The 23805-nt window shown below is 45.9% G+C and carries 19 protein-coding genes; 9 read left to right on the forward strand and 10 right to left on the reverse strand.

All coding sequences use genetic code 11. From position 1 onward, the window contains the following. Positions 1-3: 3 nt before the first annotated feature. Positions 4-1383: a peptidylprolyl isomerase gene (locus KHS38_RS19725; RefSeq protein ID WP_213490286.1), complete on the reverse strand. Its 1380-nt coding sequence runs from the start codon at positions 1381-1383 to the stop codon at positions 4-6. A 182-nt stretch (positions 1384-1565) separates the two neighbouring features. Between KHS38_RS19725 and KHS38_RS19730 the strand changes: the two genes are divergently transcribed. Together KHS38_RS19730 and KHS38_RS19735 are read left to right on the forward strand one after the other, a co-directional pair. Then, positions 1566-2174: a hypothetical protein gene (locus KHS38_RS19730; protein WP_213490287.1), complete on the forward strand. Its 609-nt coding sequence runs from the start codon at positions 1566-1568 to the stop codon at positions 2172-2174. A 1-nt stretch (position 2175) separates the two neighbouring features. After that, positions 2176-2763 (forward strand): non-canonical purine NTP diphosphatase, encoded by a 588-nt coding sequence (locus KHS38_RS19735; protein ID WP_213490288.1) that lies wholly within the window; start codon positions 2176-2178, stop codon positions 2761-2763. Positions 2764-2791: 28 nt separating this feature from the next. Here KHS38_RS19735 and KHS38_RS19740 read toward each other — a convergent pair whose 3' ends face one another. Both KHS38_RS19740 and KHS38_RS19745 read right to left on the reverse strand, forming a co-directional pair. Continuing rightward, on the reverse strand, positions 2792-4588 hold the full coding sequence (locus KHS38_RS19740; protein WP_213490289.1) for a glycoside hydrolase family 9 protein: 1797 nt from the start codon (positions 4586-4588) through the stop codon (positions 2792-2794). Between the two features lie 110 nt (positions 4589-4698). Then, on the reverse strand, positions 4699-7488 hold the full coding sequence (locus KHS38_RS19745) for a glycoside hydrolase family 2 protein (protein ID WP_213490290.1): 2790 nt from the start codon (positions 7486-7488) through the stop codon (positions 4699-4701). Positions 7489-7963: 475 nt separating this feature from the next. Between KHS38_RS19745 and KHS38_RS19750 the strand changes: the two genes are divergently transcribed. Continuing rightward, entirely contained in the window at positions 7964-8428 is a 465-nt protein-coding gene (locus KHS38_RS19750) for a phosphatidylglycerophosphatase A family protein (protein ID WP_349627943.1), read from the forward strand. Between the two features lie 68 nt (positions 8429-8496). Here KHS38_RS19750 and KHS38_RS19755 read toward each other — a convergent pair whose 3' ends face one another. Next, positions 8497-9126, reverse strand: coding sequence for an NAD(P)H-dependent oxidoreductase (locus KHS38_RS19755; RefSeq protein WP_213490291.1), 630 nt, complete (start codon positions 9124-9126; stop codon positions 8497-8499). A 66-nt stretch (positions 9127-9192) separates the two neighbouring features. Then, on the reverse strand, positions 9193-11376 hold the full coding sequence (locus KHS38_RS19760; RefSeq protein ID WP_249665488.1) for a transglycosylase domain-containing protein: 2184 nt from the start codon (positions 11374-11376) through the stop codon (positions 9193-9195). Between the two features lie 104 nt (positions 11377-11480). On the opposite strand from KHS38_RS19760, the gene KHS38_RS19765 reads away from it, so the two are divergent. The 3 genes from KHS38_RS19765 (at position 11481) to KHS38_RS19775 (ending at position 13646) form a co-directional block, all read left to right on the forward strand. After that, positions 11481-12569 (forward strand): Mrp/NBP35 family ATP-binding protein, encoded by a 1089-nt coding sequence (locus KHS38_RS19765; RefSeq protein WP_213490292.1) that lies wholly within the window; start codon positions 11481-11483, stop codon positions 12567-12569. 36 nt (positions 12570-12605) lie between these two features. Next, positions 12606-12884 (forward strand): NifU family protein, encoded by a 279-nt coding sequence (locus tag KHS38_RS19770; protein WP_213490293.1) that lies wholly within the window; start codon positions 12606-12608, stop codon positions 12882-12884. Between the two features lie 120 nt (positions 12885-13004). Then, positions 13005-13646 carry a hypothetical protein gene (locus KHS38_RS19775; RefSeq protein WP_249665489.1) on the forward strand — a complete coding sequence of 214 codons (642 nt, stop codon included), beginning with the start codon at positions 13005-13007 and terminating at the stop codon, positions 13644-13646. Here the strand turns inward: KHS38_RS19775 and def are convergent, their stop codons facing one another. Next, positions 13647-14222, reverse strand: coding sequence for a peptide deformylase (gene def, locus KHS38_RS19780; protein ID WP_213490294.1), 576 nt, complete (start codon positions 14220-14222; stop codon positions 13647-13649). Between the two features lie 447 nt (positions 14223-14669). Between def and KHS38_RS19785 the strand changes: the two genes are divergently transcribed. The 3 genes from KHS38_RS19785 to KHS38_RS19795 are packed head-to-tail and all read left to right on the forward strand — an operon-like array spanning position 14670 to position 18894. After that, positions 14670-17165, forward strand: a complete 2496-nt coding sequence (locus KHS38_RS19785; protein ID WP_349627944.1) for a TonB-dependent receptor — start codon at positions 14670-14672, stop codon at positions 17163-17165. Positions 17166-17170: 5 nt separating this feature from the next. Beyond that, positions 17171-17791, forward strand: coding sequence for a nicotinamide riboside transporter PnuC (pnuC, locus tag KHS38_RS19790; RefSeq protein WP_213490295.1), 621 nt, complete (start codon positions 17171-17173; stop codon positions 17789-17791). Next, positions 17788-18894, forward strand: a complete 1107-nt coding sequence (locus KHS38_RS19795) for an acyl-CoA dehydrogenase family protein (RefSeq protein ID WP_213490296.1) — start codon at positions 17788-17790, stop codon at positions 18892-18894. Before pnuC ends, KHS38_RS19795 begins: the two co-directional genes overlap by 4 nt. Before the next feature lie 62 nt (positions 18895-18956). Here the strand turns inward: KHS38_RS19795 and KHS38_RS19800 are convergent, their stop codons facing one another. From KHS38_RS19800 to KHS38_RS19815, 4 genes are read right to left on the reverse strand one after another with little or no spacing between them, the layout of a single operon-like run. Beyond that, complete coding sequence (locus tag KHS38_RS19800) at positions 18957-20093, reverse strand: glycoside hydrolase family 26 protein (RefSeq protein ID WP_213490297.1); 1137 nt, start codon at positions 20091-20093, stop codon at positions 18957-18959. A 15-nt stretch (positions 20094-20108) separates the two neighbouring features. Next, the gene (locus KHS38_RS19805) at positions 20109-21359 is read right to left on the reverse strand and encodes a glycoside hydrolase family 27 protein (RefSeq protein WP_213490298.1); all 1251 of its coding nucleotides are present in this window, start codon (positions 21357-21359) and stop codon (positions 20109-20111) included. 33 nt (positions 21360-21392) lie between these two features. Then, positions 21393-22610 (reverse strand): AGE family epimerase/isomerase, encoded by a 1218-nt coding sequence (locus KHS38_RS19810; RefSeq protein WP_249665490.1) that lies wholly within the window; start codon positions 22608-22610, stop codon positions 21393-21395. Between the two features lie 4 nt (positions 22611-22614). Beyond that, positions 22615-23802: a glycoside hydrolase family 130 protein gene (locus KHS38_RS19815; protein WP_213490299.1), complete on the reverse strand. Its 1188-nt coding sequence runs from the start codon at positions 23800-23802 to the stop codon at positions 22615-22617. Positions 23803-23805 lie beyond the last annotated feature (3 nt).

Here is a 23805-nt window from a genome sequence, read left to right on the forward strand (position 1 = left end):
CAATTATGGATTGGTTACCTGTGCCGTTGTAGGCTTGGTAACCCAGTCTTTAAGTATATTGCAGGTTTGGAACTCCGGATCGATGCGGATATAAGTATCTTTCCGCTTTTTCTCAAACCACTCGCTTACCGTACGGTTCAGTTTGTCGGACTGTGCAATTTCTTTCATCCGCGGAAAATCCTGGTTCAGATTAGCCTTGTGTGCATCCGTTATTGACCGCAGGAAATAAATACGGTAAGATTGTTTACCATCCTGACCGGTAATTAACTGTGGTTTTGAAATACCGCCTACTTTCATTGTATCAATTACCAGTGCAGTTTGCGGATCCAGTTTATCAGTTGGAATGAAAGTTGAACGTGATTGTACATTCTCCTCATTCATCATCATGCCACCGTTGTATTTAGTCTCTTTATCGTCTGAGAAAATTGACGCAGCGGTAGAGAAGTCGATCTTTTTATTTTTGCTTAGCTGGTCATAAACACTATCCGCTTTAGCTTTGGTACGGTCCAGGCTGGATTGTGTACCTGCCGGAACAATAAGGATATGCCTTGCATGCACCTGCTCGCCCCTACGCTCGATAACCTGCAAAAAGTGGAAACCGAATTCACTCTCAAATACAGGTGAAACTTCACCGGCTTTTAGTTTAAAAGCCATTGCGGTAAACTCTTTCACCAGGCCGTTACGGTCTTGAAAACCTAAATCGCCACCTTCTGGTGCCGAGCCCGGGTCCTGGGAATATAAGCGCGCCAGGGTACCAAAGTCTTCGCCATTTTTAACACGTTTTAGCAAATCTTCAGCTTTCTGTTTGTAGTAGGCTTTTTCATCTTTGTTCAGCTTGGGCTGAAATACGATCTGACCAACCTCAACCTCTTTATTGTAGGTACGCAAGCTGTCTTTAGGTATTGCTTCAAAATAACGTTTAACCTCCTGCGGGGTTACACTTACCTTTTCTGTAATTTTTTGCTGCATACGCTCGGCAATCATTTGCTCTTTGATATCGGGGCGTATTTCATCTTTGTATTGGATCAATGAGCGGCCTAAAAACTGCTCCAACCGATCCTGACCGCCGGCACGTTGTATGGATGCACGCATACGACGGTCTATTTGTGCGTCTACATCATCCTCACTTACGGTAACACTATCAATAACTGCCTGCTGTGCCAACAACTTTTGGGTTAACAAGCGTTGCAGTATCACACAACGGATATTAGGATCAGGCTGATTACCTGATACCAGGTACTGGGCATATTGCAGCTCAATGTCTGATTGTAGGATTACGCTTCCACCTACCACACCGGCAATTTTATCCAGCGTTTGTTTTTGCGCATGTGCCGCAGAAAAAGCGATTAAAAGACTAAAAATAACTATTCCGAACTTTCTCATTTATTATCGTATAACACTCGTTTATTTACCCGGGATAACTGCCCGAAATAAACCTCCGAATTTCGTAAAATTTCCTGAATTTCAGCGGCATAATAATGTCATTAATTGTTACCGCGCATAATTGTGCTAATATCCCCATAAAGGCTCACATGGTTTAGCTATTTTTGTTAAAATTTGTTAAAGTGAACCCCGAGAACGCCATTGCTGCCTTACGCTACCTGCTACAGGATGATATTTACCTGCTGAATGCCGATAAAGAGCAGCTCCGTAACCCCAAGCCAGCAGCACCCGTAGTACCGGAACCAGAGCCTGCCGCATCAACAGCTCCTGCACCTCAACGGGCTGAACCACCGGTTACAGCAACCCAACCAGTATCAGAGCCAGAGGTGATTGCCATTAAAACGCCAAAGCGGGAGTTCAAGTATTTGGGTAGCAATAAAAAGCACTTCTTGGTTATTTGCCATTACCCGCAGGAGCAATTTATGGCCGATGCGCATCTGAAGGCACTCGAAAGCACATTAAGCCGTATTTCTTTTACGCAGGATGATATTGCCTTACTCAACATCGCCACCTGTGCTGGTACCGACTTTAAACAACTGACCAGCTTTTTCAGTCCGGAGAAGCTATTGATATTAGGTGCGCAAGCCCGGCCTGCCAACTTTCCGGAGGTGGCGCTAAATGCCGTACAAACTATAAATGACTGCATAGCCTTGTATACTTTTGGTTTTGACGAAATGATGGGCCATAAGGAAAACACCAAAGCATTCTGGAACCAGATAAAAACTTTTTAATATGCCCAACCCACTTGTTTTTGCCACACACAACAACCATAAACTGCAGGAAGTGGCTGCCAAAACCGGCAGCCAGCTTCAGCTGCTAAGCTTAACCGATATTGGCTGTATGGAAGATATACCTGAAACAGGTACTACTTTCCAGGAAAATGCTTCTATTAAAAGCCATTATGTTTTTGACAGATATAAGGTAAACTGCTTTGCCGACGACAGCGGCCTTGAGATAGAGGCACTGAACAATGAGCCGGGCGTATACTCTGCCCGTTATGCAGGCGAGCACGGCAACCACGAGGCCAACATCAATAAAGTACTAACTAACCTGAACGGGGTCACCAACCGCAAAGCGCGTTTCCGTACAGTGATATCACTGCTATGGAACGGGGAAGAGCACTTTTTTGACGGCACGGTAAACGGAACTATCCGCACCGAACGCGTAGGTGCACAAGGCTTTGGTTACGACCCGATTTTTGAGCCCGAGGGGTACGACATTACTTTTGCCGAAATGAGCATGGAGCAAAAGAACAGTATCAGTCACCGTGCTATTGCCATGGAAAAGCTGATCGACTTTTTAAACGGTAAACAAGCTTAATAAAACCCAAAAGAGGTGAGCGATACACTTACCTCTTTTTGGGTACCGCATATTTGCTACGATACTGCAAGGCCTCCATAGCATTGGCCAGGTATACCAGCGGTGCGTTCCAGTTGATAGCTATTTCATTCACGGCATAAGCCCGGTCATCATCCACAAAAGCCTGATTGGGAACTAAAGATGGCAAAGCAATGCCGTCTTGCCGGCCGGGGTTTGGCCCGCCCGATAATAACCCGGGAACAGGCGGCACTATACCATCAGCCACCGATGGCCGGTGATGCGGGTGCATTACGGGCTTGCTACCCAAGCCGGTAATAAAGCAATAACCCGTTCCATTTCTCCCCAGCAAATAATCTAAATTACTTAAAGCAGCATTCAGGTATTGCGGCTTGTTGGTGAACAAATAAGCCTGCACCAAAGCCACGCCTTGGTTGGCTGCCTCCGAGCTGCTTCCCCAACCATAATTGCGCGCCGACCGCCCCATTACTGTTTGATAAGCCGGTAAGGTAGCCGGATTAGTCAAACTATCTGCAAAGGCCAGCATCTGCTTGGTTAGTGTAGACATTGCAGCTTTACCGGCCAGTGTAAGCCTATTCCGGTTTCGCAGCAGGCTGTAGTAGCCCAGCATACGTACCTGCCCCCAATTGGGTATCGATAATTTTATTTTATCACCCAATGGTACTTTATTCAAGTACCGGTCATCCTGCATGGTTATGTACATTTCGGCCGCGGCCCAGTCAAACTCATCAGCTACCTGCTGGTCGCCGTAGGTACCGGTAACTACTTCAGGTTTAAAGGCGGCGTTCATGGCCGTTTGGTCATAAATCACTTTAGGATTAGCTTGCGCCCATTGCCATGCCTTTAACGCTGCTTTCCGGCATGAATCACCTAAACCGGGTAACTCCCGCTTGTAACGCTTCATTACCCGGCTGGCCTGCGCCATTACGGCGGTGAAATCGAGCGTTGCGGCAGTACTTTTCTGTACTACATAGCGCGGTTCCTTTGCATCATCGGGCATAACCATGCCATCAAAGCGGGCGTTGGTAAGTTTATGGTATACCCCGCCATCAGCCGGATCCTGCATGGTTAGCATCCACCGGAGGTTCCATAATATTTCATCCAGCATGTCGGGTACTTTATTGCTGCTTTCAGGAATATTCAGTTTTACAGTGGATATATAGTCAGGGAAATCTTCGCAAACTGACAGCAGGGTAGCCATACTGATACCGCTGTTTACAATATACTTGTTGTAATCACCGGCATCATACCATCCGCGTGATGAAGATATAAACGTACCTGCAGGCCGAGTGGCACTTGCTGCCGATGGATGAACCAGCACCTGATTATCGGGGTGCCCTGCCGGGCGATGCCATTGGCCGGCGTACTTTTCGGGCAAGGCAATGGATGCACGCTGGTAATAAAACGCTTTTATGCTGGCCGTTGCTACAGGCTGGTGGATGCAATTGCGCACTTCAAAGGTATAAGAATAACCTATACCTGGAACTTGTAGAACATACTTACCGGGTTGCTGCAAGGCAGTAAAGTTGGCCACATAAACGGCTTTGCCGGACAGATCCGGCTTGGCCGAAGGCCGCAGTTGTCCCGTAAATACCTTTTTATGATCGGCCGTTTCAATGGTAAATTGCTGTGCTTTGTTTGTAAGTACAATAGCCACTTTTGACGCATGCGGGTAAAAGCCCATTTGGTTTAAACGGATACTATCTGCTCCAGCGCCCGGTGGAGTTTGTGCACAACTCATGCTGCTTGCGGCAGCCAACAAGCCTAACCCGGAAATTAATCGCTTAATAATATTAGCCGTTACCATACAATTCAGCTATTTAGTGTTGTGAATGTTTAAGAATTGCCTTTCATAAAAAAGGGAGCCAATGTATAGTATTCATCGGCTCCCTTTTAGCTTTGCATTAGCGAATGCGGTTATTTACCAGATAGGGTTACGCTTTGTTTGCGCACATTCCAGCCTTCAACAGTAATGGTTGGTGCACCACCAGTTAGCTTAGCTACAGGTGCACTTACCGAAACGGTTGCACTTTCATTAGGTGCCAGTGTAATATAGCTGGCACTCCAGTAACTTGGCCTAATCTCGTCGTTATTTACCAGCAATTGCGGGCGAACAAAGAAGGCAACCTGGCTGCTTTTGTTAGTGATTTGCAGCGTCCACTTGTTTTCTGTTTTACCTTTTTCTGTTTTTACCAATGTAGTTTGCAATTGCGCATTCGGCATGCTGCTCAAAGAGGTATAATCATTACCCGGCGCCATCCAGTAAGCATTGCGCGATATAACTTTACCTTTGGTGTCTTTAATATTTAACACCACCAGGCTCAGTTCTTTCAATGGTTTTAAAACGTAGGCCATTGGTATTACTTCTTTTACACCCTCATCGCTCAGGTTGGCAGTTGCCATTTGATGAAACAGCTGTTTGCCTTTGGTATTATACACATCAGCCTGCAGCATTAAGGTGCCGGTTGGTGCATGGGTACGGTTTAGCACAGCCACGGTCGAATCATTTTGATTGAACTGGATGTGGATAGGCTCAACCGCATTTTGCATGGCGTAAAAACCGGCATTTGGTTGCAAATACCAATCGTATATCTGCCATATCACGCTTGGGAAAGCGGCATTCAGTTTCCACAGCATTACACCGCCGGTTTCCGTGAGCTTATGCCCGGCCGATTCAAATATGGCCTGGTAGCCAGCAGCGTTCATCAGCTGCATTTTGTTTGAAAAATCTACTCGGCTTTTAGGTTTACCATAGCGGTCTACCATGTCTTTATAGTACTCATCGTACTTACCGGCGCCGGTAGCGGCATCATGGTAGCCCCACATGTTGTTGAGCGGGTACGGCAGTTTCTGATCCCAGGTAGTATCCGGAATATTTTTAGCCAGCGTGTTGTAAGGCGGCTGCGATGGAATACCAGTTTCATCTTTAAACACCCAATCTTTACCGGCATCTGCTAATTTATAATACTCTTTAGGATCTTTCCAGGCATAAGGGCCGCCGCTGTAAACGCCGCTCGGCAAGTTATCAGGCCATGAACCCTGCCAGCCTGCAGGCAATTTAGCAAAGCCCGATGAGCTTGGAATAAACGGCCGCGTACCATCCAATTGGATCACATTGTTGCGCATGGCATCATATAATTCTTTACGGGCATGACCTTCGTTACCACCCGTCCACACCAGTAAGCTTGGGTGATTGCGGATGCGGTAAATGGTTCTGATCACGTTCTTGGTAAAGATGTTGCCTTCCAGCGGGTAATCAGGCGAACCTTTGAACTCGCCCTGGGTATCACCGGTGATCCAGAAGTCAGACCACACCATCAACCCGTATTTATCGCAGGCATTCCAGAAATGATCAGGCGGAGTAACGCCACCACCCCATATCCGCACCAGGTTTACGTTGGCATTACGGCACAAGTGTAGTTCGTAATCATAACGGGCCGAATCGCGGTTTACCATCATATCAGGCACCCAGGCACCGCCATTCAAATGCACACGCTTGCCGTTCACAAAAAACTCGCGGCGGGTAAAGCCATTTACATCAGTTGCTTTGGTGCTTACGGTACGCACGCCAAACACAAAAGTGGTATCATCCATTACTTGCTTGCCGCTGGCATATTGTAAACGGATACGATACAGATTTGCCTTGCCATAGCCGTTAGGCCACCATAATTTGGGATTACGCAGATAGAGTTCGCTTACTTGTGCCGGGGTCAGGTTTACATCTTTGGCTTCTCCGGCTTTTACCGATACATTGCGGGTAAACTGCACAGCCGAGCCGGCAAAGTTTTCGGGCTTAATGCTTACTGTTAATTTACCGTTGGCAGCGGCAGCGCTATGGTTAGCTAAAATCAAGTTCAGTTTTACACTGGCGGTGCTGGTATCGGGCAAAGCCAATTCGGTTGCCAGTTTGGGCCGGCTAATGGTTACGCCACCTGTAGTGCGTAAAAATACCGGCTGCCAGATACCCATATTCCTATCGCGCACGGGCGGCATCCAATCCCACCCTACCGAACAAAGCATGGTTACGTTTTTACCAATATCGCCGGTGGGGCCACCATTCAAATAAAAAGGCCCCATCGCTTCCAACTGCTCCTTATCGGGCAGGCCGGGATAATCAAGCGGGAATATCTTTACGGCCAGCGTATTTACACCGCCCGGAACAATTTGCTTACTAACCTGCAGGTTATAATCGGCAAACATACCGGCCATCTGGGTGGAGTCGGCAATACGCTTGCCGTTCAGCCATACCTCGGCACGGTAGTTAATACCTTTAAAGATGAGCTGAAAAGTTTTGCCTTTATCACCCGCCGGAACATTAAAAGTGGTGCGGTACCAGTAGGGCTTTTTCCATGGATTTACCTTGCCTGGTAAATGACTGTATTTATCCAGATCATATTGCTTGTTGAACTCATCTGACGCATCGGGGATGCGCATGTTGTTCAGCGCTTGGTAGGGGTCGGGGTAAACTTTATTAGCTACCAGTCCAGTTAATACCGTAGAGGGCACCCGCACCGGGTACCATTTGGCAGTACCATGATAGGTATTACCCGATAATTCTTTACCACTTTCCTTAACTATTGCCGACGATTGCAGCTGGAACCGGGTAAGCTGTACTTGCTTTACAGCAGCTGTTTGCGCTTTTAACGCTGCAGGCATGCCTACAACGCTTAATGCCACCAACGCAGCCGAACTTAGAAGTTTTCTCATAAACTAATATAATGTTATACAGATGTATAGATGTTGCTAACCTAATACTTTTTCCTGAAGCTATATTAATTGAATATGTTTTTAGCCCCTTGTATTTTTAATGCTTTTGCTGATACTTTTTTACCAAGTTCAGTAAGCTGCTTTAACAAACTTATATCTTAACTACGGCCATTATAACAAGGCTAAACCAAAATCAGTAATTATAAATCGAATTATTTTTTAAATGTATGAAGAATAATATTCCGGGCGCTGCTTATTTCGTGCCATCAATTTACCAGGCGGCTTACCGCCTAATTGATGTGCTTTGCCACTATTATCATACATACCAAGAATGACAAGCGTTAACACTCAAAATATAATTGCTACACCACCGAATGCAACGAAGCCCTTTTGCTACTGGCAAAAGGGCTTTTTATTTTAAGGGCAAACCAAAAATGCTGAACTTAGCAGTTTATTAAGCATAACCCTACAAAAAGTGATTCATAAATTAATTGCCTCGTGGCTGGGCATCGGCTACATTAAAGGCGGCGGCACCCTTGCGGCCATCGTTACCTGTTTGCTGGTATACCTGCTGCAACAAAACCATTTGTTAGACAGCAACTGGACTTTGCCTGTTATTACCATAATAATTACCCTGCTGGGCATCTACGTGGGCGACCAGGTAGAACCCGACTGGGGTAAGGACAGTTATCGTGTGGTGATTGATGAAGTAGCCGGGCAACTGGTTACACTGCTTTTCATTCCCATAACGCCGCTATACCTCATCATCGGCCTTGTTTTGTTCCGCTTTTTTGATATGGTAAAACCCTTGCTAATTCGCCGTATGGAAAAGCTGCCCGGTGGTACCGGCGTAATGATGGACGATGTGCTGGCCGGCGTGTACAGCAATATCATTCTACATATTATAGTAGCTATCATAGCCCGGTATCCTATCAGCTAAAAACATACAAAAAGAAAGGGCCGTCGGTGTTACACCAGCGGCCCTCTTTGTATTATTTAACGTAACTGTTAGATATGGATAAACAGCTCATTGGCAGGTTTGCGCACTTTAGCAAAGTGAGCATAATGATCGTCTTCGGCACGATGACCGATACATAAAATCACCGAGGTGGTCAGCCCTTTTTCTTTCAAGCCTAAAATCTCGTCGAACTTACCGGCGTTGAAACCTTCCATCGGGCAGTTGTCAATACCAGCTTCTGATGCGGCGGCCATGGCAATACCCAGTGCAATGTAAGCCTGTTTGTGCGCCCAGGCTATTTTCTGGTCTTCGCCCATGCGGCCAATAGCACCTAATATCACGTTTTCAAAATCGGCCACGGCGCTGCGCTCAATACCGCGCACTTCAACAATGTGATCAATGTATTTTTTTACGTAAGCTTCGTTAATTTCAGTTTCGGCGGCAAACACAATTACCTGTGAAGAATCGGTTAACTGAGCCTGGCCGTAAGCAGCGTCGCGCAGTTGCTCGCGGATGGCCGCATCTTCAACCACCAATATTTTGTATTGCTGCAAGCCGTATGATGAAGGCGACAAGTGCACAGTATCCAGTAAATGCTGTAGCTGATCGGCACTTAGTTTTTTAGCCGGGTCAAATTTTTTGGTAGCATAACGCCACTCCAGTGATTGCTTTAATGACATGGGACTTTTTATTTTTTCAACAAATTTAGATGTTTAAACATTTAAAAGCGTAATCATGATGTCAGATTAACCTAAACCCCTGTCATGCAAAGCCTTCAAACGCTCTTTTTCTAACCGCTTTTGCTCTCTGCGGGCATCTCGCTCGCGTCTGCGGTTTGCTTTGGCAGTGTCCTGTACTGCTTCCTGTGCCCTTTCCGACGAGTCCTTTTTACCGAACAAGCGCTGGAAAAAGCCCAATTGCTTTGGTTCTTCGGTTACACCTATCGGGTTTAATTCGTCATCCACAGCATCCGGATTTTTCATAATACTATCGGCCACAGCAGTATCAACCGGGGCTATGCGCTGGCGCAAGCCTTCGCGCAGGCGCACATTATAAAAGCCGTAAGCATTGCTATCGCGCTGAGCCCAGCCACGGCTGGCCATCAGGTTACCAATTAGTCTGAAGTAACCGTGCAGGCGGTAGCGCAGGGTACCATTCGGCTCAAAAGCGTATAAACCAGCTTTAGGGTTGGGTACAATGCTGGCCAGGTAAATACTTTCGCCCAGTGTAAGGTTGGATGGCGATTTACCAAAGTAAAAATGCGAAGCCTCGCCTATACCGTAAATATTGCGCCCCCATTCAATAATGTTGAAATACACTTCCATCATGCGGTCCTTGCTCATAAGGCGGGTGTTTTCAATCATCCAAACAATAATGGCTTCTTCTACCTTACGTACCAGTGTTTTTTTGCGGCTCAAAAAGGTATTTTTTATCAACTGCATGGATATGGTACTACCACCGCGCTTAAACTTCTTTTCTTTAAGGTTGGTGGCAATTGATTTACGCAACGATTCTTGCACAAAGCCATGATGGGTAAAAAACGACGGATCTTCGGCCGTCATAACCGCATAGCGTAACTCGGGTGCTATCTCATTTAACGGGGTATAATTAGGGTTTTGAGGGCCAATTTCACGGGCTGGCATGGGCTTGCCTTTTTCATAAGGCACGTAGGTGAAAGGGCGGTTCAGCCTGCCAAAATCGGTTTTGCCAAAACTAACTATCCTGAAATTTTGCTGCGCCATGCCCGATTCAAACTGCACATCATCAGGCCGTGATGTATCTAAAAACAGGTGCAAGTTGTAACGCAGTTTACCAGCTACCTTAATATCCTCAAGCGTAGTGAATAACCCTTGCGGAAACGAATCAAAAATATCCTGGGCGGGCAGCCAGTCGGTATGCATTTTAACGGCAAATATTTTTACCGGGCGCATAGTGTATTTAATGTAGGGATGGGCCGTGATCTTTTTAAGGTGAATAACCGATGAACTATCCAGCGACACATACCGGTTGCCCACAAAAACATTGGCATCAATAGCGCCCGACGGCACAATAACATTACTGTCTGATAAAGCCGGATGATTGATAAGCAGGTTGCGCACGGCGCAATAAGTATAAATCTGCGTCTGATCGTTGCCATGCTCTACTTTGTTGAGGCGGGTAGTCAGGGTATCAAAGTTCATTTTCAGATGATACTTCTGTTCAATGAACGGAAACTCTACCTTTTTACCATCTGCATATAACTTTACATCAATCTCCTTATCAGACGGATGCAGCTTGCCCGCAAAATGCCAGGTGGCGTAATTATCATTGATATCAAAGGTCGACATCAGATCGCCATCTTTAATCACTGCCGAACGGGCCAGCACTTTTACCTGGTTGCTATCATCGGTAAAAGTTACCTTAAAATTCTTTAGGTCTAAATTATCAGGTATTTTGTAAAGCACCTGGTTAATCAGGTTATCGGCCAAATCATCAAGCCCTTTGGTTGATTTCTTATCGTCAGTTTTCTTTTTCTTGAACAGGAAATCAAAGTTGCGCACGCCATTTTTGCTTACCAGATTCAGCAAGCCATCCTGCAGCTCCACATTGGCCAGCTTAATGTTGCCTACAATCAAAGGCATCAGCTTTACACTTACTACAAATTTGCGTATGTGCAGCAGGCTATCACGCTGTTCGGGCACAACGGTAATATCACTAAAGGCAACAGTGCTTAGCCCGGTAAAATGGGCTTTGCCAATTTTCACATCCAGGTTATATTGCGTTTTAGCCTTGGTTTGCGCTTTGGTAATAGCGGTTTGTAACAAGCCTTCACGCTTACTATAGGCCAGGTAGCCACCAATAAGAATTATAATGAAGACGATGCCAAGTACAATACCGGCAATTCGTAAATATTTAGGATTAAGGCGACGCATGTGTAAATTTCTCTCCAAAACTAATTCTTATCGGCTATAAAACGTTTCCGTAAAGTAATTATTTCTCTAACAAAAAGCATTACGGCCCTGTTTTTGTAATTTTGTGTTCATTCGGTTTTGAAATGCAACTAAACAAAGAACAAGTTTTACAAGCCCTGAGCAACGTAGAGGAGCCAGACTTAAAGAAAGATCTGGTTACCCTGAACATGATTCAGGACATACATATTGAAGGCAATAAACTTAGCTTTTCAGTAATACTAACCACCCCGGCTTGTCCGTTAAAAGGGTTAATTGAGAATGCCTGCCGTAATGCCATCAGCCATTTTATCAGTCCGGATATTGAGGTTTCCATCAATATGACATCGCGCGTTACCCAGCAAAAGAATGTTGGCGTACCGGGCGTTAAAAATATCATTGCCGTGGCATCGGGCAAAGGAGGCGTAGGTAAATCAACCGTGGCGGCCAACCTGGCTTTGGGCCTGGCAGCAACCGGCGCCAAGGTAGGTTTAATTGATGCCGACATTTATGGCCCTTCGGTTCCTATTATGTTTGGCTTGGAGGGTGCACGCCCGCAGGCCAGCCAGGTAAATGGCAAAACCCGCATTGAGCCTATTGAAAAGTATGGCATCAAGCTCTTGTCTATCGGTTTCTTTACCGACCCTAACCAGCCGGTGCCATGGCGCGGGCCAATGGTATCAACAGCCGTAAAGCAGCTGTTTAATGATGCCGATTGGGGCGATCTGGATTACCTGGTAGTGGATTTACCTCCGGGCACCGGCGATATTCATATCACCGTTACCCAAAGCTTCCCTATTGCAGGTGCGGTTATTGTAACCACCCCGCAGGATGTAGCTTTGGCCGATGCCAAAAAAGGTGTAGGCATGTTTATGATGGATGCCATTAATGTACCGGTTTTGGGTGTGATCGAAAACATGTCATACTTTACCCCTGCCGAACTGCCCGATAATAAGTATTACATTTTTGGACAGGGTGGCGGCTTAAAGCTGGCTCAATTAATTAATGCTCCGTTTTTGGGCGAAATTCCGCTGGTTAAAAGCATCAGCGAATCGGGCGATGCAGGCAAGCCTGTAGTGCTCACCGAGGATGGCATTATGAGCAAAGCCTTTATACACATTGCCGAAAAGGTGGCGCAGCAGGTATCCATTAGCAATGCCAAGGCACCCGATGGAGCGAATGTGGCAAGTCACTAAATAATTTAATATCTTTACATTACTAAAATTATAAACATGAGTTTATTTGAGCAGGTTGAAGCAGCATTAGATACCATCAGGCCGTATCTGGAAGCTGACGGCGGGAACGTTTCGGTTGAGGAGATTACGCCTGAAAATGTAGTGAAATTAAAACTGTTAGGTTCTTGCGGCAGTTGCCCGATGAGTATCATGACGCTGAAAGCCGGTATTGAGCAGGCCATCAAAAAATCGGTACCTGAAATTACAGCTGTTGAGGCCGTGAACCTAACGGATATAGACGACCCTAATGCCGTGTTGCCAGCCAACATGCGTTAGTGTTAAGTTTTGTTAAAAATTAGTTGGTTATGTAAGCCTAAGCTTACTTTTATCGGGTTGAAACTTTTTTAAAACTAATCAGGTAAACAAATCAGATACCGTTAAGAGATTTTGGAGTTCATGATGAAGCGTGTAGTTGGCCTTTTACTCTTTTTATTTACAGCAGTTGCAGGTTTTGCCCAACAGCAGGAAAAGCCTTTGCTGCAATTTTCGGGCATTACCATTAATGCCGACAGTAATAAAGTAATTGTGCCTTACGTGAGCATTGTGGATGCCAGCAGTAAAAAGACCATCAACATCTCCAACTATAAAGGATACTTTTCATTTGTTGCGCACGAGCAGGATACCTTGTTGTTTACGGCGGTAGGTTTTGCTCCGCAACAAATTGTAATTCCAACCAAAATAGGTAAAAGCTATACCATACAGATCAAAATGCAACCGCAGGTTATTAACCTGCCTGCTTTTCATGTATTTCCGTGGGCTACAACAGATGAGTTCAGAAAAGACTTTGTGACCATGAAGCTGGCAGACGACGATCTGGAAAACGCCCGGAAGAATTTAAGTAAGAGTTCACTGGCGGCGGCCAACAGCACGTTGCCGCGCGATGCCAGTGAAATACAATCGGCCATAGGGCAGGATATGCATACACGAATCCTGAACCAGCACTCGCTGATCCCAAATCCGTTGCTGAACCCCTTGGCCTGGGGATCTTTAATTAAACAAATATCTGCCGGAGACAAAAGCCGCAGCAGCAATGACTAATTAACGGCCTTTTTTAGCTGCCGGAAATTTCATTTTATACTCCACTCCTCTTACTACGCCACGCGAAATATCGTTCAGTTTCTTTTCGATAAGGCGCTTGCGCAAGGGGCTTAATTTATCAGTAAAAAGCTTACCCTCAATGTGGTCATACTCATGCTGTATAACGCGTGCGGCCAGGCCTTTAAAGGTATCTTCATGGTGCTGCATGTTTTCGTCATAGTAAGATATACGCACAGTTGGCTTGCGGTACACATCCTCTCTTATATCCGGGATGCTCAGGCAACCTTCATTAAACGGCCATTCTTCGCCGGTTTCTTCCAGCATCTGGGCATTGATGAACACCTTTTTGAAGTCCTTCAGTTCGGGTTCATCTTCATCAAACGGTGATGCATCAATTACAAACAAACGTAATGACAAACCTACCTGAGGTGCAGCCAACCCAACGCCGCGGGCAGCATACATGGTTTCAAACATGTTTTCTACCAATTCTTTCAGATTAGGATATTCCTCTGGCACAATATCAACGGCCTTTCTTTTTAAAACCGGGTCGCCGTAGGCTACAATAGGTAATTTCATAAGTGCAAAATTACGGATTTAACAATTGTTAAAAAAGAAGGTTCGGGAGATAGCACTTTTTGCTGACAAAAGCAGCCAAAATTGATGATACTATTGATTAATCTGTTAATATTTCGACTGCTATATGAACAGATTGCAACAAAAGCACGCGATAAGCCACCAAAATTCAAATCATATCTTACCTTTGCCTCAAATTCATAAGGGGTGCCTTGCTTTGAGCAATCAAACTGAAAGACAGGCTGAGATCATACCCATGGAGAAGTGTTGTCAGCTATCTGTTGCAGGTTGTGTGTTCCACTCACAATTTACAACACGCCACTCACCACTCACTCCAGCACCTGATCCGGGTAATGCCGGCGTAGGGAGAGAGGTAATAAGTTAATTATACTGCACGCATTTTACTCCCTTAGCGGGCAGATGGTTTAACGTAATTGGATTCATTACATTTTGAAAAATTTACTTTCGGCATTTATTGCCATGCTGTTGCCCTTTGTTGCAGCAGCACAGTTTTCCGTATCCGGTAAAGTGATCGACCAGCAAACCGGTCAGCCTTTGCCAGGTGCTACCCTCGTTTTAAAAAGCCTGCAGTTAGCGCCCAGCACCGTAACTAACGGAACTGGCAACTATCAGTTTAGCAATATAAAAGCTGGCAGCTATGTACTTACCGTAAGCTATATCGGTTACCAAACTGCTCAAAAAGCGTTTAATTTAAATGGCAACCTCACTGTTAACCTGCAAATAGCAAACGCTACAACACAGGTTGAGGAAGTGACCGTGAGTGCAACCCGTGCATCGGCCAACTCGCCTACTGCCTTTACCAACCTGCGCCGCAAGGATATTCAAAAAAACAATCTGGGTCAGGATTTGCCCTTTTTGCTTAATCAAACCCCATCGGTAGTTACTACTTCTGATGCCGGCGCTGGTGTTGGTTATACCGGTATCCGCATTCGCGGATCAGACGGCACGCGCACCAACGTTACCATCAACGGCATCCCCTACAACGATGCCGAAAGCCAGGGCTCTTTCTATGTAAACTTACCCGATTTTGCTTCATCCGTAGATAACATCCAGATACAACGTGGCGTAGGTACATCAACCAACGGAGCCGGTGCTTTTGGTGCAAGTATAAATATACAAACCACTACCCGCCGCGATTCTGCTTATGCCGAATTAAACAACGCAGCCGGTTCATACGGTACGGTTAAAAATACGGTGCAGTTAGGTACCGGCTTATTGGGTGGCAAATTCACTTTCGATGGCCGCTTGTCGCGCATTTCATCTGATGGGTACATTGATATGGCGTCCTCTAACTTACAGTCTTACTTTTTAAGCGGTGCTTACTATGGTAAAACTAATGTTATAAGAGCCAATGTTTTTGCCGGTCATGAGCGTACTTATCAGGCCTGGAACGGTATCCCGGATTATGTTATTGGCAATAAGGCATATGCAGATAGCATTGGTGAAAATCCGCGCCGGTATAACGAACTGGGTATTATGCCAAATGGCGACCGCTACCGTAATCAGGTAGATGATTATACCCAAAAGCATTACCAATTGCTTTACGATCAAACCATATCACGCTCTTTATCATTCAGCGGTGCGCTGCATTATACCAGAGGTTATGGTTATTATGAAGAATATCAGGATAATGACGATTTGGCCGGAACGTATGGTATTAAACCCGTGACCATTGGTGGCGTTAAAATTACCAATACCAACCTGGTGCGCCGCCGCTGGCTGGATAATAACTTTTATGGTGTAACTTACTCATTAAAGTATCGCACTGATGATAAATTCAACTTTATATTAGGTGGCGCATATAATAAATACGATGGCGATCATATTGGCAACGTGCTTTATACAGAGCAAAGTGCCGGTATACTTCCTAACTATGAGTACTATCGCAACAATGGCAAAAAGAACGACTTTAACATTTTTGGTCGTGCAGAATACAAGGTAGGTGACGTATTACTTTATGGTGATTTGCAATACCGCCGCGTAAACTACAACATTCAGGGTATTGAAAATAAGATGCAGCTAATCAACAACCGGGCAACCTTCAACTTTTTTAACCCGAAAGTTGGTTTTACCTATTTGATTGATGACCATAACAACGTTTATGCCTCATTTGCTGTAGGCAACCGCGAACCTAACCGTAATGATTATACTGACCGTGCTGCCGGGCAGCCAGAGCCAAAATCGGAAAACCTGAAAGATTTTGAAGTTGGTTACCGCATCAACCAATCTAACTTTAGCGGTAGCATTAACGGCTTTTATATGCTGTACAAAAACCAGCTGGTACTTACTGGGCAATTGAACGATGTGGGTACACAAATACGCACTAACGTAAAAGACAGTTACCGCGCCGGTATTGAGGCCGAGGGCCGCGTGCGCATTACCCGCCAGCTAAGCTGGGGTGCTAACGCTACTGTAAGCACTAATAAAGTGAAAAATTTCACTCAAGCACTCGACAATTACAATGCCGACTTTGAAAAGATTGACCCGGTAGTACAAACGCTTGCCAAATCTAACCTGGCGTTTTCTCCATCATTTATTGCCGGCAGCGAGCTGAGCTTTGCACCGGTTAAAAACGGCAGCATCGCTTTATTGAGCAAGTATGTAAGCAAACAATATTTAGATAATACCTCAAACACTAACCCGCAGGGCATCACCACCTCTCCTGACGTGGCTAATAATCCCTATGCGGTTAACCGCTACCTGAAATCGTACTTTGTAAATGACCTGCGGTTAAATTACAATTTCAGTGTAAAAGGCGTTAAAAATATTGGTGTTACCCTTTTGGTTAACAACCTGTTCAGTAAAAAGTATGAAGCAAACGGCGCTACCTACCCGGATGTTGAGGCCGGTCATATTATTAACTATAACTACTTCTTTCCGCAGGCGCCACGCAATTTCCTGGCCTCTGTTAACCTGAGATTTTAACCGCTATGCAGCAATGGCTTGAATTACTGACCACACAAATACGGCACACCACTTTTTGGGAGTGGTTTGCCGTATTGCTGGGTGTAGCCGAAGTGCTGCTGGCCCGCAAAAATAAGGTATGGCTTTACCCGGCAGGTATTGCCAGCTCGGCCATTACCATTTTCCTTCTACTAAAGGTTGGCCTTTACGCCGATTCGGCACTGAACGCCTATTATGTATTGATGAGCATTTACGGCTGGGTTTTGTGGGTGTACCGGAAAGGGCAGCCACCAATACAGGTAGCCTATGCCACCCGTAAGGAATGGATGGTAACCTTACTAATTGCCTTTGGCGGCTGGGGCCTTATTTATTTGCTGCTTAAAAACTATACGCCATCAACCGTACCGGTTTGGGATGCCTGGGTATCCTCATCAGCATGGGCAGGCACCTGGCTGCTGGCCCGTCGCCGCATTGAAAACTGGCTGGTATTGAATATAAGCAACCTGTTTGCTATTCCGCTCCTGTTTCATAAAGAACTACCTCTGTTTGCGCTGCTAACAGCGTTTCTATTTATTGTAGCCATCTTTGGCTATTTGGAGTGGCGTAAAATTTATAAATCAACTCAAGCAGCCAAACAAGTTATATGACCGCTATTCCGCATCCATCCGCTTTATTACGTAGTGATTGGGTTGATACCATCCGCAGACATGCCTTTGCGGCTGAGCAGGCCGGCTTACTACAGCCAGAACAACTGGAGCTGATTTATGAGCAACAATGGTTTAAATTATTGGTGCCTGCTGTATATGGTGGGTTAGAAATGCCATTGCCTGACCTGGTACGCCTGGAAGAAGCATTGAGCTGGGCCGATGGCAGCCTGGGCTGGGTAGTTACCTTATGTGCCGGTGCCGGCTGGTTTGGCGGCTTTTTAGCGCCCGAAACAGCCCGGCAACTTTTTGCCGATCCAAAAGTATGCCTGGCCGGTAGCGGTGCCGATTCGGGTACGGCTACAATAACCGAGAATGGATATCTGTTAAACGGCAGTTGGAAGTATGCCAGCGGCGTACGCCATGCTACGCACTTTACAGCTAATTGCGCCATTTACCAGAACGGACAGCCTGTGTTAGATGATATGGGCAAGCCAGTGATATTGCCATTTGTAGTTGATAAAGCCGATGCTGAGTTTGTACCTGCCTGGAAGTATGTAGGCATGATGGGAACCGGCAGCCATGCGTTTAATATTCATAATGTGGAGGTAAATACCAACCGGAGCTTTAAAATTGCTGCTAATGCGGCTGTAGTTGATGCCCCTTTGTACCAGTATCCATTTTTGCAATTGGCTGAAGCTACCCTGGCGGCCAACCTATCGGGCATGGCCATGCACTTTGTTGATTTGTGTGAGGATGTTTTTCAGCAAAAGTTACAACAGCCTAAGTTGACCGGCATGCAAAAAACCGTGCTACAAGATACACTGCGTGACGTAAAAGATAATTTACAGGCTATGCGCGATAGTTTTTATCAGGCGGTGGATGCTTCCTGGCAGGCTTTGCCAGACCAACAATTGAATGAAGATAGCTTACTGAAAGCCGTAAGCCGCACCAGCAGATTGCTTGCACAGCTATCCCGCGAAAGTGTTGATTTACTGTATCCTTATTGCGGCTTACAGGCGGCATCGCCCGATACTGAAATAAACCAGGTATGGCGCGACCTGCATACTGCCAGCCAGCACTCCTTACTAACGTTTAGTGAATAACTGATAGATTACATAACAGAATATCCCGGTGGTAATACTATCGGGATTTTCTGTTTGTTGGGTTACTTTACTTTTTCGGGTAAAATATAGTGCCCATATACGGCCAACGGCGTAAGTCGGTTTTGAAAGATATTGACCGGGTTATTAAAAAACTTAACAAAATCCTGCTCGCTTACCTGCCCTGGATAAGGCGTGTAATAATGATCGGGCCGGCCATTGCGCCAGGCCAGCACGTAGGCTGTTTTGTTATTTTTTTGCAGTTCGGGCAGCAGTACGGTAGTCCACCAGTTGGCCATGGGTATCTGCTCATAACCGGTTTCGGCCAGGCAGGTCACTTTATGATGTTCGGCAGCAATTTCTTGCTGCAGGGCGAGGCGCATTCCTAACTTTTGTTGATAGTCGGGTACACTTTTGTAGCAATAGTTATCAAAGCCAATAAAGTCTACATACGCATCGCCCGGGTAACGGGCCAAAAAATCAGCCTTGGTATCAAAATCAGCTACCGAGTATACTATCAAAAAGTTATAAATCTTTTTCTGCTGACGGAGGTAATCCACCGTGAAACGCCATAGCTCTTTAAACTCATCAGGCGTACAGGTATTGCGGCACCACCAAAACCAGTTGCCCGTTAGCTCATGAAACGGGCGAAACAGGATAGGAATAGCCTCGCCATTATCGCCTTTTAAGCTGCGTACATAACCAGCCACATGATCGAGGTACTGTATGTATTTGGCATGAGCACTGCCGCCTGGTAAAATCTCTTTTACGGAATTGTGCGTGGTATCCCAGGCTGTTTTATCATTAAACGGGTTATCCATGTGCCAGCAAAAAGTATTGATACCACCACGGCGGTAGGCTTGTTGCACCAGCTTGCGTTGCAGTTTAAACGGGGTGCCGTTAATATCCAGTTTGCTGTTATGTTCCAAACGGGCAAAATCCCAGCCGTATATAGCCGGATACGCCCCGGTCACACTTTTCACATCCGACCGGTTGGCATCAAACTTCCAGCCTACGCCATAAGCCGTATCATCATGATGACCAAACATCACCCCGGCCCCTTGCAGGCGCTGCATACTGGCAAACAAAAAGCGGGTTTCGGGCGTAGCCTGCGGGTCGGAAGGTGCATAAATTTGTGCCCTTGCATTGTCGCCGCAATAAAGCAATGCCCCCAGTAAAGCTATCTTTAACAAACGTTTCATTGATTGCAACTACAGTTATTTGGTTAGCGTTAGCAGCACCACATCATGCGCCGGAATAGTTTGCCTGAAAGCTTTTTTAGTAGTACCAACATCCTTTTTAGCCCAAACATCATGTAGCTTATAGGTTGATTGGGTAAAGTCGGCTCCGCGCTTTGAAAAGCTATCGTTTAGTGCATTTTGTGCCCAAACGTGGTTAAGCGCCTGCGGTTTATCGCTACGGTTCAAAAAGCATACAGCCCACTTGCCATTACTTAAGGGCTTGATCCATGTTTCTAAACCATTAACCGCCGAGCTACGGTAAGCTGCAATGCCCAACTTATCCTGATCAATCGCTACCAGTTCTTTATTGGTTAAAATGCTTTTGGTTTGTTCGCTCATTTTACGCAGATCATTACCTGCTACCAACGGGGCCGACAGTATACACCACATGGTGAAATGTGCCTTGTCTTCTGTAGGGCTCATGCCATTACCAACTTCCAGCATATCCGGGTCATTCCAATGGTTTGGCCCGTTAAATTGCCGTATGGCGGGTTGTTTATCTACAATGGTTAACACGCTTAAGGCCGTCCAGGTGCCCATGTGCTTATCCTTATCAAAGTTAGCGGTAATATCGCCTGTGGCACGATACATTTCGCCCACACCGTTTGCCCAAAGCCAGGGCTGGTGGTTACCCCATTCGCATAAACTAAATAAAACAGGCCGGCCGGTTGCCTGCAATGCACGGGCCATAGTAATATAGGCCTCACGGGCGTTCAGGCTATCAGTATTACACCAGTCATATTTCAAAAAGTCCACACCCCATGAGGCGTAAAGGCGGGCATCTTCATACTCATGCCCCCGGGTACCCGGATAGCCGGCGCAGGTACGGTCGCCTGCACAATTATATATACCAAACTTTAATCCTTTTGAGTGTACATAATCGGCAAAGGCTTTCATCCCTGATGGAAATTTTTTAGGATCGGCTTCCAACTGCCCGTTTTTATCACGCTCCATTGACATCCAGCCGTCATCCAGCGTAAAATACTGGTAACCGGCATCGCGCATGCCCGATGCCACATAAGTATCTACCATATCACGCAGCAGCTTTTCGTCGATACGGGTTTGAAAAGTATTCCAGCTGTTCCAGCCCATGGGTGGGGTTGGCGCGAGGTTAGTCACTTTAGCATTGGCCGATTTTTGCACCTGTACCGGCGCTTCTTCTTGTGCAAACACGGCCGTACCTGTTAAAAAGCCCAGTAAGCCAGTAAGCGCTATTCGTTTATACATATTCATCATCATAGGTTTTAGTGATTCTGTTGGTTAGTTTACTTGGTTTAAACGTTTGGCTATTTCTATACAAGCCCGGCTATTGTGGTACGGGCATTTCCACAAACCCGCTTTATCTTCGCCCGGCATCAGGCTTCCATCGGCATAAATGCCCCACACCCACTCGCCGCCGCTTTGATCCAAAATATGTATTTTTACAAACGCCCAATTGCGTAAGGATAGCGTAGCATAGCGATCATCTTTACTGATTTGCCATGCGTTCATAAAGCCCACCATCGCTTCTGATTGTACCCACCAATGCTTTTCTTTTATCAAATGATTTTGGGTAGGTTCGTATTCATACCATAAGCCACCATCAGTATCCACCCCTTCAATTGCAGCATTGGCCATTTGAACAGCGAGCGATTTTAACTTTTCAATTAGTTCGTGATCTTCAATTACCTCTGCTGCTTCCAGCAACAGCCATGCAGCTTCAATGTCGTGTCCGTAAGATATCGTATCAGAGCGGCGGTTCCACCGCTCATCAAAAAACAGCACGAGGTGACCACTTTTTACATCTACAATATAATCCAGAAAGTTATGTAACAGGGTAACCATTTGCTGTTTTAATTCTGCATCGGGCCAAATACGGTATAAGTTGGTGTAAGCCTCCAGCACATGCAGGTGCGTGTTCATGGTTTTCTTTTCGTTGGCATCTTTGGCGCTCAGGCGCAGGTCTTCTGTCTCCTGCCACTCGCGGGTAAAGGCTTCAAAATAGCCGGTAAGCTCCGTATCATAACTTTTATTAACCAGTAACCTGTAAAGATTAATGGCCTGTTCTTTCGCCTCCTGCTCTCCTGAGACGATATAATATTCTGCTAATGCATAAATAACAAAGGCGTTAGCATACACTTGTTTCTTCGTATCCAAAGGCTGGCCCTGGTAATTAACCGTCCAGTAAACGCCGCCATGTTGTGGATCAATAAAATGCTTTACTATATAGGCATAAGCCCTGCGCGCCTCACTCAGGTAGGTTTCATTAAATTCATGATTACAAGCAGCCGAAAAAGCCCACAGCACACGAGCATGCAATACAGCACCTTTAGGTGCCTCAGCATCAACCTTATTTTCATGATCTATCTTTCCGTAATAACCGCCGTTTTCATGATCGGGCGTATATTGCAGCCAATAGCTCAATATATTGTGTAGTTCGGCGGTTACCTCCTGCCGGTACTGTTGCAATTGCTGGTTAATAATCAATTCGTTTAGCATCCCATTATTCTTGTACTAAAGCTGCCTGCTTGTTATGATCAATCAGTTTATAAATGGATTGTACCGAGGTAGCCGAACGGAAACCATCGGCAGGGGTATTCATTACATAATCCACCAGCTTATCAACTGTTGATACGGCCACATGCATACGCGTATCCGATGATGCGTAATAGATATATACCGTTCCGTCATCATCCTTGATCCAGCCGTTGCAGAACACAACGTTAGATACATCGCCTACACGCTCTTCGCCCTCGGGGGCTAAAAAGTAGCCGGCAGGCTTATAAATCACTTTCGTCAGATCATTTAAGTCGGTCATGAACATATACAAAACGTAGCGCAGGCCGGCTGCCGTATTGCGTACGCCATGCGCCAAATGCAGCCAGCCTTTTTCAGTTTTGATGGGGGCCGGCCCCTGGCCGTTCTTAGCTTCATAAACCGTATGGTAATTTTTATTATCGATGATAACTTCCTGATCAATAACCGGGTGAGTAATATCATCACACAAGCCGAAACCGATGCCACCGCCGGTACCGGCTTCGATAAAGCTATCCTGCGGGCGGGTATAGAATGCGTATTTACCTTCTACAAAATCGGGGTGCAACACTACGTTGCGTTGCTGTGCGGATCTGGTTTGCAAATCGGGCAGGCGCTCCCAGTTTACCATATCTTTGGTACGGGCAATGCCGCAGGCAGCCACCGCCATCGACTGATCATACGCCGGGGCTGAAGGATCGCGCCGCTCGGTGCAAAACAAGCCATATATCCAGCCATCTTCATGCCCGGTTAAGCGAATGTCATATACATTAGTATCAGGTTCATCCGTTTCGGGCATGGTAACCGGGTACTCCCAAAACTTAAAGTTATCCACCCCGTTGAGACTCTCAGCCACCGCAAAAAACGATTTACGATCAACGCCTTCAACCCTGGCCACCATCAAATATTTATTGTTCCACTTAATGGCCCCGGCATTAAACACACCGTTAACGCCAATACGCTCCATTAAAAACGGATTACTTTCGGGATTAAAATCGTACCGCCAGTTAAGCGGAGCATGTTCGGCCGTAAGCACAGGGAAACGGTAACGCTGATAAATGCCGTTGGTACTTTCAACAGGCTCGTTAGCCCTGCTGAGTAGCTGCTGATGCTTATGCTGGAGTTGGTTCAGTTTAGCTTCAAAATCCTGTATCATATC

Source organism: Mucilaginibacter sp. Bleaf8 (genome assembly GCF_018390515.1).
Classification (GTDB): Bacteria; Bacteroidota; Bacteroidia; order Sphingobacteriales; family Sphingobacteriaceae; genus Mucilaginibacter.

Excerpts from the sequence above, each read along its gene's own strand:
- KHS38_RS19725 (WP_213490286.1), bottom strand. The coding sequence starts at position 1,383 with ATGAGAAAGTTCGGAATAGTTATTTTTAGTCTTTTAATCGCTTTTTCT.
- KHS38_RS19735 (WP_213490288.1), top strand. The coding sequence starts at position 2,176 with ATGCCCAACCCACTTGTTTTTGCCACACACAACAACCATAAACTGCAG.
- KHS38_RS19740 (WP_213490289.1), bottom strand. The coding sequence starts at position 4,588 with ATGGTAACGGCTAATATTATTAAGCGATTAATTTCCGGGTTAGGCTTG.
- KHS38_RS19745 (WP_213490290.1), bottom strand. The coding sequence starts at position 7,488 with ATGAGAAAACTTCTAAGTTCGGCTGCGTTGGTGGCATTAAGCGTTGTA.
- KHS38_RS19755 (WP_213490291.1), bottom strand. The coding sequence starts at position 9,126 with ATGTCATTAAAGCAATCACTGGAGTGGCGTTATGCTACCAAAAAATTT.
- KHS38_RS19765 (WP_213490292.1), top strand. The coding sequence starts at position 11,481 with ATGCAACTAAACAAAGAACAAGTTTTACAAGCCCTGAGCAACGTAGAG.
- KHS38_RS19770 (WP_213490293.1), top strand. The coding sequence starts at position 12,606 with ATGAGTTTATTTGAGCAGGTTGAAGCAGCATTAGATACCATCAGGCCG.
- KHS38_RS19775 (WP_249665489.1), top strand. The coding sequence starts at position 13,005 with ATGATGAAGCGTGTAGTTGGCCTTTTACTCTTTTTATTTACAGCAGTT.
- def (WP_213490294.1), bottom strand. The coding sequence starts at position 14,222 with ATGAAATTACCTATTGTAGCCTACGGCGACCCGGTTTTAAAAAGAAAG.
- pnuC (WP_213490295.1), top strand. The coding sequence starts at position 17,171 with ATGCAGCAATGGCTTGAATTACTGACCACACAAATACGGCACACCACT.
- KHS38_RS19795 (WP_213490296.1), top strand. The coding sequence starts at position 17,788 with ATGACCGCTATTCCGCATCCATCCGCTTTATTACGTAGTGATTGGGTT.
- KHS38_RS19800 (WP_213490297.1), bottom strand. The coding sequence starts at position 20,093 with ATGAAACGTTTGTTAAAGATAGCTTTACTGGGGGCATTGCTTTATTGC.
- KHS38_RS19805 (WP_213490298.1), bottom strand. The coding sequence starts at position 21,359 with ATGTATAAACGAATAGCGCTTACTGGCTTACTGGGCTTTTTAACAGGT.
- KHS38_RS19810 (WP_249665490.1), bottom strand. The coding sequence starts at position 22,610 with ATGCTAAACGAATTGATTATTAACCAGCAATTGCAACAGTACCGGCAG.
- KHS38_RS19815 (WP_213490299.1), bottom strand. The coding sequence starts at position 23,802 with ATGATACAGGATTTTGAAGCTAAACTGAACCAACTCCAGCATAAGCAT.